Origin of the sequence: Acinetobacter sp. SM1B (genome assembly GCF_003289665.1) — a bacterium.
GTDB classification, from domain to species: Bacteria; Pseudomonadota; Gammaproteobacteria; order Pseudomonadales; family Moraxellaceae; genus Acinetobacter; species Acinetobacter schindleri.
In genome coordinates this window covers 579,339-597,055 of the sequence record NZ_QMBM01000001.1, presented here as the reverse complement: position 1 = coordinate 597,055, position 17,717 = coordinate 579,339, and the positions used below count along the sequence as shown (strand labels likewise).

Here is a 17,717-nt window from a genome sequence, read left to right as displayed (position 1 = left end):
ACAGGCTCTTAAGAGCCTGTTTAGTTATAACGTGAACGATCAAACTTTAGAAGATGATTCGTGTAGTCAAACCGAGTACCAGTGCATCATCCACATTGTTGCTTGAACCTGGATTAATGACATATTGCAGGTTTGGACGCAGCATCAGCCAGTTTGTTGCGTTATAGCTATAGTTCAGTTCAATATTGTATTCTGCATCAGCATTGAAAGCTGGCCGTGAATCAGCAAAGCGATTATTCACATGCACACGGTTTACTGCTAAACCTAAAATATCATTCGGCTGGCTGTCCGCAAGACCGATATATTTCACACCGATTTGTTGTGAATTATCCACTTTATTGGTATCGCGGTCATGCCAGGTAAAGTTGGCAAATGAATGCAAACCTTGACGGCCCTGACTTGTAGACGTTAACTGTTGTTCTACAGCTAACCAGCCGGCAAAGGTACGGTTTTTGGCATCAGTAGGATTGGCAATATCCTTTTGGTTGGCAACATCATCGGCAGTATTGTACATCCCGCCGACACGGTAGCTGCCTGGCAGGCCATTCACTAATGATTTCGGTGTCCAGATTACTTCTGCTGGAATTGTCACGCCATCTGCATGGTCGGTATTCAGACTCCAGCCTTGACCTTCAGCCTTGCCATTACCATTGTCCGGGTTAAATTCATAAACTCCTACTTGAACTGCAACTTCAGGATTTAACTGCTGTTTAACGCGTGCCCCCCATTGAGATACCGGGGTATTCATCCAGATATTACCCTGCCATTTACCCATCTGTGCAGCGCAGAATGCTGTACTGGCAAAATCACAAGCCATGACATTAAAGTCCATACCCAGACCTAAACGACCTACTTTAATACTCAGTCCTTGGTCTTTAAAGGTCTTCTCAATTGACAGTTCGCTTAAACGACTGTCCTGGTTACCACGACCAAAAGTACCTTGAACATTGGCCATATGAGGAGCACTTCCTTGTAAATCACGCACTGAAGTACTTTGGCCTTGACGTGCGGTAGTTACTGCACGAACAGTTACACCATCCCAGCCTGCCAGTTTTTCCATATCTAACTGGGTACCTACCCATAACTGTGCAGAAGTTAATGGATCTGCTCCTTCATTACGGCCACCCTCTGCAAGATAAGCCGTATCTGTCAGTATATTTGCCTCAAACTTGATACCTTGCTGGGCAAGTTCTGTACGCTTTCCATCCCAGTCCCCTAACAGGTACTGCCCCTGAGGATCAAATGCAGATTCAGCTTGAGCTGAAGTCATGGCTACCATGAATGGCAGTAAAGCGAGACTTAACTTTTTCATATAAAACCTAAACATACGGAGAGAGTAAAGGCAACCTGAGACTTGCCCTGTATGACTTGATACAGAACGTTACATAACTTTTCACTTAAATACACAGCATTTTTTTTATTATTGGTAAAACTTTAAGTTATAAGAAATAATATTTTATATAAAATTTAATTTATATAATGTATATTTTTCAGTTATTTAATTAATAAGATCTAAAATCCGTTTCTCTTTAAACCTAACAGTAAAAATACACCTGATATTAAAGTTTATTTTTTAAACAATTGTTAAAATAAATTTCCATCTTCAATTTTCAGTTCTCTTTTAAACAGGACTTGCATTCAACTATAAAACGCCCAATATTAGCGTCATGATATTAGCTGCTAAATGTTATGCCTGAATTACCAGAAGTTGAAACCACCAAAACCAGTCTCCTGCCTCTCCTTGATCAGAAAGTTCTATACGTGGAGGTGCATCAGTCAAGCTTACGCTGGCCGATTCCTGAGGATATTGCTCGTTTGCAAGGACAACGCCTGATTCAACTGACACGTCGTTCCAAATATATTCTGGCGCAATTTGAACAGGATACGATGCTATGGCATTTAGGCATGTCAGGTAGCTTTCGTTTATGTGAGGCCAGTGAAGAATTGCGTAAGCATGATCATCTGATTATTCAGTTTGAAGATATCCAGCTACGCTATCATGACCCACGCCGTTTCGGCTGCATCCTGTGGTTAGATGCACAATCTCAAAGCAAGCTGATTGATACACTTGGACCAGAGCCACTCAGTGATAGTTTTAATGCTGAATATCTATTTGAAAAATTAAAAAATAAAAATGTTGGCACCAAAGTTGCAATTATGGATAACCATGTTGTCGTGGGTGTAGGCAATATTTATGCAACCGAAAGCCTATTCAATATGGGCATTCATCCTGCACAACCTGCCTCTACCTTGAGTTTTGAGCAGATTGAAAAGCTGGTCATTGAAATTAAGCGCATTTTAAAGCAGGCGATTGATCTGGGTGGCTCAACCTTACGCGACTATACCAATGCCATGGGAGAAAATGGCTATTTCCAGCAAACGCTGCTGGCTTATGGTCGTGCTGGGGAAATGTGTGTGAACTGTGAAACCACGCTGGAAAATATCAAATTAGGACAACGTGCATCTGTCTACTGTCCTGAATGCCAGCCGCTAAAGAAGGTAAAGCTTTCCAGTAAACGTGTAGCAGCTGTACGAGGTAAAAACTAATGAAGACTGCAATCGTCCGTCATATTCTGGTCAAAGATAAAGAAACTGCCGAACAGCTCAAGAAAAAGATTCTAGCAGGCGCAGATTTTGCCAAGATCGCTAAACAATATTCGACCTGTAATTCAGCTAAACGCGGTGGTGAACTGGGTGAAGTGAAAAAAGGTCAGCTGGTCCCAGTGATTGATAAACTGGTTTTTACTGCTGCAGAACGTGTTTTGCATGGACCAGTGAAAAGTCAGTTTGGTTTTCATTTGCTAGAAATCAAGTTCCGAATGGATTTTTAATCCCCCTAAATCCCTCTATAAGTAAAGGGGGACTTCCCCTCTTCTTTTAGGGAGAGGTTAAGAAATAAAAAACGGCGCGAGAAGCGCCGTTTTTTGATCAAGAAAGCTTAAGCTTCAGGTCGTTTTTTTAACTCATCACGAATTTCACGTAATAATGCAACATCTTCCGGTGTTGCTGCTGGCTCTGGGTCTACCTCTTGTTTACGACGCAGTTTGTTCATTAGTTTTACTAACCAGAATACGACCCATGCCAATAACAGGAAGTTAATTAAAATCGTCAGGAAATTACCATAAGCAAGAACATTCAGACCCGCTGCCTGTGCAGCAGCCAAATTGGTCACATTATTTGGATTATCACCTAACACCACAAACCAGTTAGAGTAATCAACATCACCACCCAAGATCCAGCTCACGACAGGCATGATAATGTCTTTCACCATAGAATCGATAATTTTACCGAAAGCACCGCCAATGATCACACCCACTGCGAGATCCATGACATTGCCTTTCACCGCAAATTCTTTAAATTCTTGAATAATGCTCATAAAGTCACCAGTTTTTTATGCAATTTTGTGATGGATTATACATTAGTTAGGGATTTCTATTTAAAACTAATTTATTAAGTGTATGTAATTTCTACTCAATAAAAAAGCCGCTGAACTGATTCAGCGGCTTTTTTCGTATAAGTGACCGGTCCTATTTAGAACGGTTACGTTTACGTTCGTTTTCAGTCAGGTAACGCTTACGGATACGGATTGACTTCGGTGTTACTTCAACCAGCTCATCATCTTCAATGAATTCAAGCGCTTGTTCTAGCGTGTATTCAAGGTTTGGAACAAGAGTCAATGCTTCATCAGTACCAGACGCACGTACGTTAGTTAACTGTTTCGCTTTAGTTGGATTAACCACCATGTCGTCAGAACGTGAGTTAATACCTACGATCATGCCTTCATAAACTTCTAACTGTGGTTTAGCGAATAGACGACCACGGTCTTGCAGCGTAAACAATGCATAGCCCAGGCAAGTACCTTGAACCATAGAAATCAGTACACCATTTTGACGTTTCGCAACAGTACCTTGTTTCATTGGACCATAATGCGAGAAGCTAGACGTCATGATACCCGTACCAGAAGTCATGGTCAGGAATTCTGAACGGAAACCGATCAAGCCACGTGAAGGTACAGTTGCTTCAATACGGATACGGCCTTTACCGTCAACTTCCATATTGGTCATTTCGCCTTTACGGTGACCCATTTGCTCCATTACAGCGCCTTGGTGCTGTTCTTCAACGTCAAACGTTACGTTTTCATATGGCTCTTGTTTTTCACCATCAATTTCTTTGATGATGACTTGTGGACGAGACACGCCCATTTCAAAGCCTTCACGACGCATGTTTTCAATTAAAACTGAAAGGTGAAGCTCACCACGACCAGATACTTTAAAACGGTCTGGACTGTCAGTGTCTTCAACACGAAGTGCTACGTTGTGGATCAATTCGCGGTCAAGACGTTCACGGATATTACGTGAAGTTACAAATTTACCTTCTTTACCAGCAAACGGTGAGTTGTTGACCTGGAAGGTCATAGACACTGTAGGCTCGTCTACAGAAAGTGCTGGAAGTGCTTCAACTGCTTTCGGATCACAGATTGTGTCAGAAATGTTGAGTGCATCAATACCAGTGATACAAACGATGTCGCCTGCTTGAGCGGATTCAACATCAACACGCTCTAAACCATGGTAACCCATGATTTTCAAGATACGGCCGTTACGAGTGTTACCTTCTTTGTCGATCACAGTCACAGGCGTGTTTAATTTCACTGAACCGCGTTGGATACGACCAACACCGATTACACCTACGAAGCTGTTATAGTCAAGTGAAGATACTTGCATTTGGAATGGACCATCAACGTCAACTGCTGGTGGTTCGACAATGTCTACGATTGTTTGGAACAACGGTGTCATGTCGTCAGCAAGTTCTTCAGGAGAAGGACCCGCTACACCACGAAGACCAGATGCATATACAACCGGGAAGTCTAACTGTTCGTCAGTACCGCCTAAGTTATCGAATAAATCGAATACTTGGTCAATTACCCAGTCAGGACGTGCGCTTGGCTTGTCGACTTTGTTGATAATGACAATTGGTTTTAAACCACGTGCGAACGCTTTTTGCGTTACGAAACGAGTTTGTGGCATTGGACCTTCTTGTGAGTCTACAAGAAGCAATACGCAGTCCACCATAGAAAGAACACGTTCAACTTCACCACCGAAGTCGGCGTGTCCCGGGGTGTCCACGATGTTAATGCGATATTCTGTGTTAGTACGTGCATCAGTCCATTTGATTGCAGTGTTTTTTGCAAGAATGGTAATACCACGTTCACTTTCAATAGCGCCAGAATCCATGACACGCTCGATCTCACCCGCGCGATCACCGAGAGCACCTGATTGTTGCAAAAGTTTGTCTACAAGAGTGGTTTTACCATGATCGACGTGCGCAATAATGGCGATGTTACGGAGAGTTTTAATATCTGACATGTAAATTCGATACGTATTAAATTTGAGGGCAAATTATACAGAAAAATACAAAGTTTTGACAGTGACAGTTTGTTGACTTCGTCAATTTTTTTTCCAATGCCTTTTGTAATGACGTGTAACTCGATTAGAATAGCGCCACCCCGCCTTAATTTGCATTGACACATGTCTGTTTTTAATCAATCTCCTCCTTCCAAAGATCAACTTGACCTCGTGTACGGCCTTGAAGATCGCCCTAAACCATTTATCGCATTTCTAGCAGCATTCCAGCATTTACTGGCCATTATTGTCCCAATTGTGACTCCTGGCCTGCTGATCTGTCTGGCACTAGGTGTCTCTAAAGAAGACACTAACATGATTTTATCCATGTCACTGGTAATTTCAGGGATCGCGACTTTTTTACAATCCAAAAAAGTTGGTCCATTTGGTGCAGGTTTGCTGATTGTTCAAGGCACCAGTTTTAACTTTATTGGTCCAATTATTGGTATTGGTTCGGCGATGGTTGCTGCCGGTACACCCGTAGAAGCTGTCATGGCTTCGATCTTTGGTGTGGTGATTGCAGGTTCATTTATTGAAATGGGCGTATCGCAAATCCTGCCATGGATTAAAAAGCTGATCACGCCTTTAGTAACAGGGATTGTAGTTTTACTGATTGGTCTGACTTTAATTAAAGAAGGCCTAATCAGCATGGGTGGTGGCTATCAGGCCATGAATGACAAAACCTTTGCTAATGCTGACAACCTGATCATGTCATGTACAGTTCTAGCACTGATTATTTTACTGAATCGTGTGCGCATTACCTGGGTAAAAAGTTCGGCAATTCTGATCGCACTGGTTGTCGGTTATATTCTTGCTGGCTTTATGGGTCACCTGAACTTTGAAGGCTTAAAAGATGCTCCACTGGTTCAGATCCCGACACCAATGCATTTTGGATTAAGCTTCTCTTGGAGCTTATTCATTCCAATGGCGTTTATTTATTTGGTGACTTCGCTAGAAGCGATTGGTGACATTACTGCAACATCTAAACTCTCTAACCAGCCAGTCGATGGCCCGACCTGGATGAAGCGTATTAAAGGTGGCGTGTTAGTGAATGGGGCGAACTCTTTACTTGCGGGTTTATTCAATACATTCCCAAGTTCTGTATTTGCACAAAATAACGGTGTGATTCAATTGACTGGTGTAGCGAGCCGTTATGTCGGCATCTGGATTGCAGCACTTTTAGTCATTCTGGGTTTACTTCCAGCAGTGGCTGGCGTGATTCAGGCGGTTCCTCAAGCTGTTCTTGGTGGCGCAGTGATGGTGATGTTTGGTGCAGTCGCTGCCTCTGGTATTAACATTCTGTCTGGTATTCACCTGGACCGTCGTGCTCTACTAATCATTGCAATTTCTCTTGCATTAGGCTTGGGTGTGGCACAGGTTCCACAGATTCTGGAACATCTTCCTGAATTATTCCGTAATATCTTTAGTTCTGGTGTTGCGACCGGCGGTATTGCGGCCTTGATTCTAAATATTGTACTTCCTGAAACAAAGAAGTAAGTTCATGTCCAGAAAACACTGTCTGAGTTGAACTTGGACAGTGTTTTTCTATTGGAGAGATTCCTATGGATGCTAAAAGCGAAGTTTTATTAAGACAATATGATTATTTGTCGGGTCGTGTACTGCTGATTAATCCTCCAACGGATCATCTGCTGGCTGAATTTGATCAATCCATTCAGGCTGCAGTGTGGACATGGAATTATAATGACTACCTGTATTTTCAGGCCCAGCAAGCCAATGTACATTTTGGTGCAGAATTTCCTGAAGGTGAATTTGATCAAGCTGTAATCTTTGTTCCAAAATCCAGAGAATTACTCAATTACCTGATTCACAATGTAGCGGTTTACCTAAAACAAGGCAGCCAGGTATTTTTGGTAGGTGAGAAAAAAGGTGGCGTGGAACGCGCGGCAAAACAGCTGCAACCTTATGGTAAAAGCCTCAAACTTGATAGCGCACGACATTGCCAATTATGGCAATTGACACTAGACTGCAACGTCGAGAAAAGAGCATTAGCTGACTGGGCACAAACCTATAGCGTCTCTACTCCCAAAGGCGATTTACAGATTTGTGCACTCCCTGGTGTATTTAGCCAGAATCATCTGGATGTCGGTACAGCAGTTTTCCTGCCCTACCTGTCTGAAGTGACTTCAGGTAAAATTGCCGACTTTGGCTGTGGTGCCGGCGTCATTAGTGCCTATCTTGCCAAGCTCAATCCGAACAATCGTATCTTTGCCTTAGATGTAGATGCTTTTGCATTAGCTTCTACTAAAATGACTTTTGAGAAAAATCAGCTTGAGCCTGAGCAACTTGAAATTAAGGCAGTGAGCGGGATTGAAGATGCACCATTATTTTTGCACGCCATCGTCAGTAATCCACCCTTTCATCAGGGCATTCAGACCAACTATGATGCCAGTGAAAATCTGTGCAAGACTTCACGTCGTCATCTCAAGTCTGGTGGTGAATTATGGATTGTGGCGAACCGCTTTTTAAATTACCCGATTTTAATTGAGCAAAGTTTTGGCCAGTGCACAGTCAAAACTGATCAACAAGGCTTCAAGGTGCTTTTCGCCAGCACTCAAAAAAATGTTAAGGAATCATGATGAGCGAAACCCAAAACAGCACACAGCTGCAGCGTAAGCTAAGTGCTCGTCATCTGAATATGATCGCTATCGGTGGATCAATTGGTACAGGTTTGTTCCTGGCTTCAGGTGCAACCATTGCCAATGCCGGACCAGGTGGTGCATTACTTGCGTATGCGCTCATTGGTGTCATGATTTACTTCCTGATGACCAGCTTGGGGGAGCTTGCAACCCATAATCCGACTTCAGGTGCTTTCTTTACCTACGGTACTAAATATGTCGAAGGTGGTTTTGGTTTCGCTTTAGGCTGGAACTACTGGTACAACTGGGCAATCACCGTAGCCTTTGAGCTGGTCGCAGTCCAGTTCATCATGAAATTCTGGTTTCCGGATATTCCTGGTTTTTACTGGAGCGCCCTGTTCCTGGCGGTGGTGTTCGGGATTAATGCACTGACGGTAAAAGGCTTTGGTGAATCTGAATTTTTCTTCTCCTTAATCAAAGTGCTGGCGATTATTGCGTTTATCATCATTGGTATCTTCATGATTGTAAAAATCATGTTAACTCCTGAGGTTGCTACATTTGCCAACTGGACCAAAGGTGAAGCACCATTTGTGGGCGGCTTATCTGCCCTGATCGGGGTGGCGATGATTGCCGGATTCTCCTTCCAGGGGACTGAAATGGTCGGTGTTGCTGCAGGTGAATCTAAAGATCCGCAGAAAACCATTCCAGTAGCAATTAAGCAAATTTTCTGGCGTATCCTGTTATTCTATATTGTGTGTATCTTCATTATCGGCACCCTGATTGCTTATGATGACCCACGTCTTTTACAGGCAGCGTCTAGTGAAGATATTGCGCTTTCGCCTTTCACTTTGCTATATGAGCAAGCCGGTTTCGCTTTTGCTGCCAGTGTAATGAATGCGGTGATTTTGACTGCAATTCTGTCTGCGGGTAACTCGGGCATGTACTCCTCTACCCGTATGCTGTTTGATATGGCACGTAAAGGCAGTGCACCAAAATTGTTTGGTCGTCTGGATGCGCGCGGTGTTCCAATGAATGCACTATATGCTACCACTGCAATCGCAGCATTATGTTTTCTGACAACATTTATTGGTGAACAGGAAGTATTTAACTGGCTACTCAATATGTCTGGTATGTGTGGATTTATTGTATGGTTGGGTATTGCAATATCTCATTATCGCTTCCGTAAAGGATATCTGGCTCAAGGTTATAAACTTGAGGATCTGGCTTATCGCGCTAAATTCTTTCCTTTCGCCCCTTGGTTTGCGTTTATCCTCTGTGCGATTGTCGTCCTTGGACAGAACTATCAGGATGTTTTGTCCGGTCAATGGATGGGTGTGTTATCGACCTATATCAGTATTCCGCTATTCCTAGCCATTTGGTTCGGCTACAAATGGAAGAAAAAAACCAAACTGGTCTCTTATCAAGAGATGGATGTGCAGCCGATGAAACTTGATCAGGAATAAAAAATTATTCATTAAAAAAATCAGCTTACGGGCTGATTTTTTATTTCTTGAATTAACTATGACGCATCACAAAATTGCGATCATCAATCACAATCACTTGCTGGCAAATTCCGTCTACCCGACGTTGCTGCTCAAATACCTCTTTAGGCATAGACTCAAAACTATCAAAGAAGCTGATTTCATTTTCATCAATTTCATATATCAGGGAATGATTCCCTACTCCCTCTAAGGTGTCATAGAACACAATCACAAAACGGCCTGCTTCTACATTTTCCTGAATTTCTGCATAAGACAATGGCTGTTCTATAACAGGAATATTTAAGCGATGTGCTTGTTGATAGAAATCGACTTCAATTGGCTGTTTATCTGCATCATGTTCAGTACAAAAATTGACATCCAAACCCAATGTCTTTAAAGCAACTGCAAGTGCGATGCTTGAGCTTCCCATTTCAGGGTCATGTTGACAGAGCTGAGTTAAATCAGGAATATTCAAATCAATGCCATAATGATGAAAAATCATCCATATTGCAAAAATTCCGCCATTGGCTTCCAGATTTTGCAAGTCTTCAGGAATTTCAACACTCATATTTTTACTCAACGACATCTTAACAGGCTAAGTGTAGTCAAAATGCAGACATAAAAAAAGCGACTCCAGAGAGTCGCCTTTTTAATCAGTATTCAATAACGAATTATTGAGCTGGTTGTTCAGCTAAAACAGTACGGCTACCAGTAATCGTCGCGAATACACGACGGTTCATAGCACGGCCTTCTTTAGTGTTGTTGTCAGCAATCGGTTGATCCCAAGCAAAACCTTGAGTAGACAAACGAGATGCATCTACGTTGTATTCGTTCACAAGTGAAGATTTAACAGAGTTAGCACGCGCTAGAGATAAACGTTCGTTTAATGCACGTGGACCAGTGTTGTCAGTGTGACCTTCGATGCGAGCAGTAGCGTTTGGATATTCAACTAGCTTCTCAGCAACTTTTGCGATTTCTGGTTTGTATTGATCTTTGATGTTTGATTTGTTTGTATCAAAGAACACACGAAGTTCCATGTTCAGATCTTCAGTCAACTCTTGTGGAGCTGGAGCAACCGGAGTTACAGGCTCAACTGGAGCAACTTCTACCACTGGAGCAGCTGGTTTCAAACGACCACCTAGAACTACGTTAAGACCAGCAAGTGCTGTATAGTTCCAGAATTTTTCGTCAAAGTGGTAAGTACCACGAGCTTCTGTACGTAGCGCTAGTGCATCGTTGATGTGCCAGAATGCACCAACACCAGCGTTACCTAAAGTACCTTCTTCTTCAAGACCACGACCTGCACGACCAATAGCAGCATCTGTAGCGCCATCAAATTCATATTTGTAGTGACCCGCACCCAAAAGCATGTATGGCTTCACTTTGCTGTCATAGTTACCAGTGAATACATCAGAAGTTGCATAGAAGTTACCCGCAATATTCTGACCTTTGTATTCAGCACCAGGTAGATCAGTCATATCGCCTTTAACCTGGCTATATTCAGCTTCAAAACCTAGCCATGGCGTTAATTCAACACCAATCGCCGCACCTACAAATAAATCATCTTCCATTTGACCAAAGGTGGTTAACTCTCCATCGTCACCGCCATTGTTGTGCTGAGTGTCTTGGAAGGTATAACCTAACATCAACGGAGTAACAGTTACGCCTGCATTGGCAGCAGCAAAAGGTGCAGCTACAAGCATAGCTAAAGCAATACGACTCATTTTCATGGATTTATCCTCCAGAGATAACAATTGTTGTTCAAGCTCAAGCCCGTAATTAGGCCATCCTGAGATAGGCTTTTTATTACCCCAGTATTATTCTTAAGCTATTCACATGGCATCATACAAACACTTTATTATTTTTCCAAGTGCTTGATTAATTTAATCAAGTAAATTATTGACAAAATTACTTACAATTTCCGTTGTAATTCGGTAACTTTTTACTCAATTTTTTATTGTGAATACCTTATTGTCTCTTACCTAATTTTAACAGCTTTCTCCTATTTCAAGTACAAAAATACTAGGTAAATAAAAAAAAGCATTAAAAAACGCCTAATTAATAGCATGTTTCAAATAAAAATAATATATAAATAGGTTAAATCATGTATATAAAAAGAAATAATGCGTTCACAATTGTGGAGCTTATTGTTGTTATTTCCATTCTTGCAATACTTACAACCCTAGCAGTTCCTTTGTTTCAAGAATATCAGTCAAAACAAGAAGCTAACAGTATTTATCAGAAGATTAAAGCAGTGAATCGCTATGCACGTAGTCAATCGGCAGTATTACGGCAGAATATTGTGATTTGTCCCACATTAAATCTATCGACCTGTCAAACAAATCAGTGGAGCAATGCCTGGCTGGTATTTGTCGATCAAAATAAAAATAGACAGGTTGATGCCGGCGAAACCGTACTGCATGTTGATCATCTAAGACTTAAATATGGACAGCTGGATTGGAGAGGTGCTTTAAGTATCCCAAGTATCAACTATCAGGCTCAAACCAATTTACCTATTGGCTCCAATGGCAGCTTTTACTACTGTTCTTTTCAGCATTCCTATTATTACAAAATTGTACTTAGCAAAATGGGGCATCTGCGTAAAGAGAATCTAAATACATGCTGAGAAAACTGTCCGGTTTATGATTCAATTTTTTTGAGGCTTTAATCTTGCAGTTTTTTCAATATACTGCTTAGGTCGAGAATAAAAGACTAAAACTCATATGGAGATACAACAATGACTGACATCGTAATTGTCAATGGTGCACGTACAGCCATGGGTGGCTTCCAAGGCAGCTTATCAGGTGTGACTGCGCCTGAACTAGGTGCTGTCACGATCAAAGAAGCCATTGCACGTGCAGGTTTACAACCAACAGACATCGAAGAAGTCATTATGGGTTGTGTTCTTCCTGCCGGTTTAAAACAGGGTCCTGCCCGTCAGGCAATGCGTAAGGCTGGTCTTCCAGACAGCACAGGTGCTGTAACTATTAATAAGCTTTGTGGTTCAGGCATGAAAGCAGTGATGCAAGCTGCTGACATGATCAAGGCCGGTTCTGCAACTTATGTAGTTGCTGGTGGCATGGAATCGATGACCAATGCGCCCTATGTATTACCTAAAGCACGTGGCGGCTTCCGTATGGGCCATGGTGAAATTAAAGACCATATGTTCCTGGATGGTTTAGAAGATGCAGAAACTGGTCGCCTAATGGGTTCTTTTGCCCAAGATATGGCAAATACCAAAGGTTATACGCGTGAACAGATGGATGATTTCGCTATCCGTTCATTAAAACGTGCACAAACTGCGGTCAATGAAGGCTACTTTGCAGATGAAATTGTGCCAGTCCCTGTTTCCACCCGTAAAGGTGATGTAGTAGTTGATAAAGACGAACAGCCATTCAATGCCAATATTGATAAAATTCCAACATTACGCCCTGCTTTTGCCAAAGATGGTACCATTACTGCAGCAAATGCCAGCTCTATTTCTGATGGTGCCTCTGCATTGGTTTTAACTTCTGCTGACAATGCAGCAGCTCAAGATTTAAACCCATTAGCAAAAATTGTTGCCTATGCGTCAAACTCTCAGCATCCATCCGAGTTTACAATTGCTCCAGTTGGTGCTATTCAGAAAGTACTGGATAAAGCAGGCTGGACAGCAGAAGAAGTAGATCTTTGGGAGATCAATGAAGCTTTTGCCATGGTCACCATGTGTCCAATGGATGAGTTCAAGCTTGATCCTGAAAAAGTCAATATTAATGGTGGTGCTTGTGCACTAGGTCATCCAGTGGGTTCTACAGGTTCTCGTATTATCCTGACCTTAATCCATGCATTGAAACGTACAGGCGGTAAACGTGGTATCGCTGCGCTATGTATTGGTGGTGGTGAAGCAACTGCAGTCGCGATTGAGCTAATCTAATTATCGAAAAATCAAATGACTGAAGAGGGCTTTTAGAGCCCTCTTTTTTATTAATCCAAAATCTGGCCTTAATGATGACTACTAAAATATTACTCGAACAATCATTTAAAACCGGGCCTTAAACTAAAAATTATTTTTGTCTTGATTACCCTATCAATAGACGAATTCCCGTACTTACATTTTCATAAAGCTTCTTTATCAATCAGACACGTTGCAAGGAGTAGATTAGAGAGAATCAAAACAAGAAAAAGGAAACCTCCATGCGATTTAATCACTATCTCAACTTCCAGGGTGAAACTGAAGCCGCTTTTACTTTTTATCGTTCAGTGTTTGGTGGTGAATTTTCTAATTTGAGCCGTTATGGTGATATACCCGGACAGGAAGGCATTGACCTCTCCGATACGGATAGAAGCCAGATTTTGCATATTTCACTTCCTATCAATGAATATACTGAATTAATGGGATCAGATATTAATGAAAAGCTAGACAGCCCTAGCTCCCCTACTTTTACCAAAGGGACCAATCACTATATTGCAATTATTTTAAGTGCTAGTGAACAAGCCGAAGCTCAACGACTGTTTGAGGCTTTATCTGCCAAGGGTCAAATTGAAATGCCTTTGGAAAAAACTTTTTGGGGCGCACTTTACGGTGCCTGTACCGATCAGTTTGGTGTGCAGTGGATGATTAACTGTCTATTAGAAGAACGTAGTCCAAATTTCTAGAAATAAAAAAGCCTCCATTTGGAGGCTTTTAACTGAAGACGGATTAAGCTCCAGTCTGATAGTTCGGTTTTGCCACAGCTGTGGATGCTTGGTACGGATTGCTAAAGTCATTTAAACCTGCTGCCGCTTCCTGAATATCTTTACCTTCTTTAATCACGAAAGTATCGAAACCCGAACGCTTCATGTAGTTCAACACATCTTTAAATACATCACCTGTTGCACGCAGCTCGCCCTGAAAACCCTGGCGACGAAGAAGTGCTGCAAATGAATAACCACGGCCATCATTAAAACCGGCAAACTCGATAAAGATTGCATCCAACTGATCAAGTGGAAATTCATTGGTTTCAGGAGAAGCATCTACTGTCAGGTAAAGTGCTTTTTTGCCCGAAACATTGGCGATTTGATCTAACTGTTCAACAGTCAGAACCACATCACCTTGTGGCAATACGCCATCTTCACCTATCAACTGGTAAGTATTGTCTGCAATCGTGCCATCTTTAGAGAGCACTTGTAGTGCGGTATTAAGCATATGCACGCTCCTTGAATGGTTGGATGCCAACACGACGATAGGTATCGATAAATTCTTCACCTTCCTGACGCAGGTCAAGATAAGTATTCAGGATTTCTTCGATGATATCCGGCACTACTTCAGCAGCAAATGATGGACCAAGAATGTCACCAAGCGATGCATCATGGTCTGCATTACCACCTAAAGTAATTTGGTAGAATTCAGCACCTTTTTTATCTACACCCAAAATACCGATATTACCGACGTGGTGATGACCACAGGCATTCATACAACCTGAAATATTCAGGTCGATTTTGCCAAGGTTATAAATCGTATCCAGATCATCAAAACGACGTGAAATTGCTTCAGAAATCGGAATTGATTTCGCATTCGCCAATGAACAGAAGTCACCGCCCGGGCAGCAAATGATGTCCGTCAAGAAGCCGATGTGAGCGCGTGCCAGATTGTTTTGTTCCAGGATCGTCCACAATTCGAACAGGTCTTTTTGTGGGACATCAACAAGGGCAATATTTTGCTCATGAGTCGTGCGTAATTCACCGAAAGTGTACTTGTCTGCAAGATCTGCAATCAGGTTCATCTCTTCAGTGGTTACATCACCAGGAGCCACACCTGCACGTTTCAGTGAAATCGTAACGATACGATAGCCTTTCACTTTGTGCGCATTGGTATTGATATTGAACCATTGCTTGAATTTCGGATGCGCCGCGAACTGTTCAGAAAAATCTTCATCTGCATAATCTTGATAAGCAAATGGCGTGAAGTTCTCATCCATTTTTGCCAAGGTTTCAGCATCGATTTTCAATGTTTTAATGGTATGTGCAAATTCAGCTTCTACTTTCTCAGCAAATACTTCAGGTGTCAGTGCTTTTACCAAGATTTTGATACGCGCTTTATATTTGTTGTCACGACGACCATGCAAGTTGTATACACGAAGTACTGCTTCTAGATAAGCAATCAGGTCTTCACGTGGCAGGAAGTCACGGATAAAGCTACCAATAATTGGTGTACGACCTAAGCCACCACCGACTTTGATTTTATAGCCCATCTCACCCGCTTCATTTTTTACGATATATACACCGATATCGTGGAATGAAGTTGCTGCACGGTCGATCTCTTCCAGTGCTGAAACAGCGATCTTGAACTTACGTGGCAAGAAAGCAAATTCCGGGTGGAAAGTAGACCATTGACGGATCAATTCACATGTTGGACGCGGATCCGCAATCTCGCCTGCAACGACACCAGCATATTGGTCAGTCGTCGTATTACGGATACAGTTACCTGATGTCTGAATCGCATGCATTTGTACTGATGCCAATTCTTGCAGCATATCTGGCACATTTTCCAGTGCAGGCCAGTTGAACTGGAAGTTTTGACGTGTTGATACGTGTGCATAACCACGGTCATATTCTTTTGCCAGTTCCGCAATTTTACGTAACTGTTTAGAGTTCATCAGACCATACGGTACTGCTACACGTAGCATTGGCGCATAACGTTGTACATATAGGCCATTTTGAAGGCGGAGCGGACGGTATTCATCTTCCGTCAATTTGCCCGCTAAATAACGTTCCGTCTGGTCACGGAACTGTGCAACACGTTCATTAATCAGTTGCTGATCGAAATCAGTATATAAATACATGGCGTACAGCTAGTAGTTTCTATTATATCGTCGGCAAGGATAACGAGATTGAATCTATCAATAAAATGCTTTTTATACATATTTCATAGCGATTTTATTGATAAGCCTACCAGAAATTCAGTGATTTAAAGGATTTGTCGAGCAAAACTCCTTTTTAACGAATAATGATTTATTTTTTAAATCTTTAGCATTTATTTTCATATAAAAGCAGCTCACCTCTGCTGATTAATAAATAATCATTAAAAGATCTAAAAACTTACCACTGTTCAGATTCACCTAGTGCCTGTCCCATAAAATCATAGCGTGAGCTAGAACGGGAAAATTTGATTGGACAGGCCAGCTGTGGCTCAGTCTCCTGTTCCCCTGCTTTGACTGGAACATGCACCACCCAGCCCCGCTCTTGTGCCAGTTGTGAAGTTAAGGCTTCATCCAGGTGTAATACCGGCTCCACACACACATCTAAAGCATCAAATATAGTCTGCCACTCATTCAGAGTTTTACTGCGAATTTTCTCTTGAATTGCTGCTTTCACTTCTTTCTGGTCTTGAGCATCTAAGGATGAACCTTTTTCTAACAGAACTGGTAACTGCAATGCCTGTGCCAAACCCTGCATAAATTGTGGCTCTAAACTGCCAATAGAAAGATAACGTCCATCTTGAGTTTGGTGATAATCATAAAAAGTGCCGCCATTGAGATGCCCCGATTCCGGTTGGGCATGCACACCTGCTGCCAGACTGGCGGCGGCTGCCATATTATTTAAGGTCACCGAACAATCGGTCATGGAAATATCAATATACTGTCCCATTCCGCTACGCTGGCGCTCAATCACCGCTGCCAGGACAGCGATAATCGCATGCATGGAACCGCCAGCAACATCAGCGACCTGAATACCTAAAGCCGGTGGACCACCCTGAACCCGACCGCTATGGCCGGCAATTCCGGATAAGGCCAGATAATTAATGTCATGCCCGGCCTTATCTTTATAAGAACCAGTTTGCCCATAGCCAGTAATGGAACAATAAATAAGTCGCGGATTGATTTCAGCCAAGGTGGCGTAATCCAGTCCCAAACGTTGCATTACGCCGGGACGGAACTGTTCAACCACGATGTCATAGTCCGAAATCCTAGTTTTGATCTGTTCGATACAGTCACGATTTTTAAGATCCAGCGTGATAGAGTGTTTGTTACGATTCAAATAATTGTGTGCAGTTGCCTGTCCATGTGCGTATGGTGGCACTAATCGCAACAGGTCAGGACGTGTTGGTGATTCAATATGCACAACCTCGGCACCGAGGTCTGCCAAGTACATGGTGGCAAAAGGACCAGGTAAAAGTGTAGAAAAATCGAGGACTTTCAATCCTTTTAACGCATAGGACATTAGAATAATTACTCTATTTATGATGGTTTTTTATGCATATTAGAAACATAAACACACAAAAA

The 17,717-nt window shown here is 42.2% G+C and carries 16 protein-coding genes; 8 read left to right on the top strand and 8 right to left on the bottom strand.

Annotated features, from left to right (window positions below):
* Positions 1-46 precede the first annotated feature (46 nt).
* The gene (locus C8322_RS02880) at positions 47-1,312 is read right to left on the bottom strand and encodes a carbohydrate porin (RefSeq protein ID WP_111810365.1); all 1,266 of its coding nucleotides are present in this window, start codon (positions 1,310-1,312) and stop codon (positions 47-49) included.
* 377 nt (positions 1,313-1,689) lie between these two features.
* Between C8322_RS02880 and mutM the strand changes: the two genes are divergently transcribed.
* Together mutM and C8322_RS02870 are read left to right on the top strand one after the other, a co-directional pair.
* Positions 1,690-2,547, top strand: coding sequence for a bifunctional DNA-formamidopyrimidine glycosylase/DNA-(apurinic or apyrimidinic site) lyase (gene mutM / locus C8322_RS02875; RefSeq protein WP_111810364.1), 858 nt, complete (start codon positions 1,690-1,692; stop codon positions 2,545-2,547).
* On the top strand, positions 2,547-2,831 hold the full coding sequence (locus C8322_RS02870; protein WP_004891582.1) for a peptidylprolyl isomerase: 285 nt from the start codon (positions 2,547-2,549) through the stop codon (positions 2,829-2,831). The genes mutM and C8322_RS02870 overlap by 1 nt, the downstream gene beginning before the upstream one ends.
* 107 nt (positions 2,832-2,938) lie before the next feature.
* On the opposite strand, the gene mscL is transcribed toward C8322_RS02870, so the two are convergent.
* Positions 2,939-3,376 (bottom strand): large conductance mechanosensitive channel protein MscL, encoded by a 438-nt coding sequence (gene mscL / locus C8322_RS02865; RefSeq protein WP_111810363.1) that lies wholly within the window; start codon positions 3,374-3,376, stop codon positions 2,939-2,941.
* A gap of 151 nt (positions 3,377-3,527) precedes the next feature.
* On the bottom strand, positions 3,528-5,363 hold the full coding sequence (typA, locus tag C8322_RS02860; protein ID WP_111810362.1) for a translational GTPase TypA: 1,836 nt from the start codon (positions 5,361-5,363) through the stop codon (positions 3,528-3,530).
* A 162-nt stretch (positions 5,364-5,525) separates the two neighbouring features.
* On the opposite strand from typA, the gene C8322_RS02855 reads away from it, so the two are divergent.
* The 3 genes from C8322_RS02855 (at position 5,526) to C8322_RS02845 (ending at position 9,459) form a co-directional block, all read left to right on the top strand.
* The gene (locus C8322_RS02855) at positions 5,526-6,896 is read left to right on the top strand and encodes a uracil-xanthine permease family protein (protein WP_103800551.1); all 1,371 of its coding nucleotides are present in this window, start codon (positions 5,526-5,528) and stop codon (positions 6,894-6,896) included.
* A gap of 65 nt (positions 6,897-6,961) precedes the next feature.
* Positions 6,962-7,996 (top strand): methyltransferase, encoded by a 1,035-nt coding sequence (locus C8322_RS02850; RefSeq protein ID WP_103800550.1) that lies wholly within the window; start codon positions 6,962-6,964, stop codon positions 7,994-7,996.
* Positions 7,996-9,459: an amino acid permease gene (locus C8322_RS02845; RefSeq protein WP_111810361.1), complete on the top strand. Its 1,464-nt coding sequence runs from the start codon at positions 7,996-7,998 to the stop codon at positions 9,457-9,459. Before C8322_RS02850 ends, C8322_RS02845 begins: the two co-directional genes overlap by 1 nt.
* 52 nt (positions 9,460-9,511) lie before the next feature.
* On the opposite strand, the gene C8322_RS02840 is transcribed toward C8322_RS02845, so the two are convergent.
* On the bottom strand, positions 9,512-10,045 hold the full coding sequence (locus tag C8322_RS02840; RefSeq protein WP_044108388.1) for a cysteine peptidase family C39 domain-containing protein: 534 nt from the start codon (positions 10,043-10,045) through the stop codon (positions 9,512-9,514).
* A 103-nt stretch (positions 10,046-10,148) separates the two neighbouring features.
* The gene (omp38, locus tag C8322_RS02835; RefSeq protein ID WP_005252738.1) at positions 10,149-11,207 is read right to left on the bottom strand and encodes an outer membrane protein Omp38; all 1,059 of its coding nucleotides are present in this window, start codon (positions 11,205-11,207) and stop codon (positions 10,149-10,151) included.
* A gap of 374 nt (positions 11,208-11,581) precedes the next feature.
* On the opposite strand from omp38, the gene C8322_RS02830 reads away from it, so the two are divergent.
* The 3 genes from C8322_RS02830 (at position 11,582) to C8322_RS02820 (ending at position 14,112) form a co-directional block, all read left to right on the top strand.
* Positions 11,582-12,103 (top strand): GspH/FimT family pseudopilin, encoded by a 522-nt coding sequence (locus C8322_RS02830; RefSeq protein WP_034592418.1) that lies wholly within the window; start codon positions 11,582-11,584, stop codon positions 12,101-12,103.
* A gap of 111 nt (positions 12,104-12,214) precedes the next feature.
* Entirely contained in the window at positions 12,215-13,390 is a 1,176-nt protein-coding gene (locus C8322_RS02825; protein ID WP_111810360.1) for a thiolase family protein, read from the top strand.
* A gap of 260 nt (positions 13,391-13,650) precedes the next feature.
* Positions 13,651-14,112, top strand: a complete 462-nt coding sequence (locus tag C8322_RS02820) for a VOC family protein (protein WP_008304509.1) — start codon at positions 13,651-13,653, stop codon at positions 14,110-14,112.
* Between the two features lie 43 nt (positions 14,113-14,155).
* Here the strand turns inward: C8322_RS02820 and C8322_RS02815 are convergent, their stop codons facing one another.
* The 3 genes from C8322_RS02815 to C8322_RS02805 all read right to left on the bottom strand — a co-directional run bounded on the left by C8322_RS02815 (position 14,156) and on the right by C8322_RS02805 (position 17,655).
* Complete coding sequence (locus C8322_RS02815; RefSeq protein ID WP_008304510.1) at positions 14,156-14,641, bottom strand: DUF934 domain-containing protein; 486 nt, start codon at positions 14,639-14,641, stop codon at positions 14,156-14,158.
* A complete protein-coding gene (locus C8322_RS02810) occupies positions 14,634-16,277 on the bottom strand; it encodes a nitrite/sulfite reductase (RefSeq protein ID WP_008304512.1) in 1,644 nt (547 codons plus the stop codon). Before C8322_RS02810 ends, C8322_RS02815 begins: the two co-directional genes overlap by 8 nt.
* A gap of 256 nt (positions 16,278-16,533) precedes the next feature.
* Positions 16,534-17,655, bottom strand: a complete 1,122-nt coding sequence (locus C8322_RS02805; RefSeq protein WP_008304515.1) for a CaiB/BaiF CoA transferase family protein — start codon at positions 17,653-17,655, stop codon at positions 16,534-16,536.
* Between the last annotated feature and the right edge of the window lie 62 nt (positions 17,656-17,717).

Coding starts and splice junctions, on each gene's coding strand:
- C8322_RS02880 (WP_111810365.1), bottom strand. CDS start 1,312: ATGAAAAAGTTAAGTCTCGCTTTACTGCCATTCATGGTAGCCATGACT.
- mutM (WP_111810364.1), top strand. CDS start 1,690: ATGCCTGAATTACCAGAAGTTGAAACCACCAAAACCAGTCTCCTGCCT.
- C8322_RS02870 (WP_004891582.1), top strand. CDS start 2,547: ATGAAGACTGCAATCGTCCGTCATATTCTGGTCAAAGATAAAGAAACT.
- mscL (WP_111810363.1), bottom strand. CDS start 3,376: ATGAGCATTATTCAAGAATTTAAAGAATTTGCGGTGAAAGGCAATGTC.
- typA (WP_111810362.1), bottom strand. CDS start 5,363: ATGTCAGATATTAAAACTCTCCGTAACATCGCCATTATTGCGCACGTC.
- C8322_RS02855 (WP_103800551.1), top strand. CDS start 5,526: ATGTCTGTTTTTAATCAATCTCCTCCTTCCAAAGATCAACTTGACCTC.
- C8322_RS02850 (WP_103800550.1), top strand. CDS start 6,962: ATGGATGCTAAAAGCGAAGTTTTATTAAGACAATATGATTATTTGTCG.
- C8322_RS02845 (WP_111810361.1), top strand. CDS start 7,996: ATGAGCGAAACCCAAAACAGCACACAGCTGCAGCGTAAGCTAAGTGCT.
- C8322_RS02840 (WP_044108388.1), bottom strand. CDS start 10,045: ATGAGTGTTGAAATTCCTGAAGACTTGCAAAATCTGGAAGCCAATGGC.
- omp38 (WP_005252738.1), bottom strand. CDS start 11,207: ATGAAAATGAGTCGTATTGCTTTAGCTATGCTTGTAGCTGCACCTTTT.
- C8322_RS02830 (WP_034592418.1), top strand. CDS start 11,582: ATGTATATAAAAAGAAATAATGCGTTCACAATTGTGGAGCTTATTGTT.
- C8322_RS02825 (WP_111810360.1), top strand. CDS start 12,215: ATGACTGACATCGTAATTGTCAATGGTGCACGTACAGCCATGGGTGGC.
- C8322_RS02820 (WP_008304509.1), top strand. CDS start 13,651: ATGCGATTTAATCACTATCTCAACTTCCAGGGTGAAACTGAAGCCGCT.
- C8322_RS02815 (WP_008304510.1), bottom strand. CDS start 14,641: ATGCTTAATACCGCACTACAAGTGCTCTCTAAAGATGGCACGATTGCA.
- C8322_RS02810 (WP_008304512.1), bottom strand. CDS start 16,277: ATGTATTTATATACTGATTTCGATCAGCAACTGATTAATGAACGTGTT.
- C8322_RS02805 (WP_008304515.1), bottom strand. CDS start 17,655: ATGTCCTATGCGTTAAAAGGATTGAAAGTCCTCGATTTTTCTACACTT.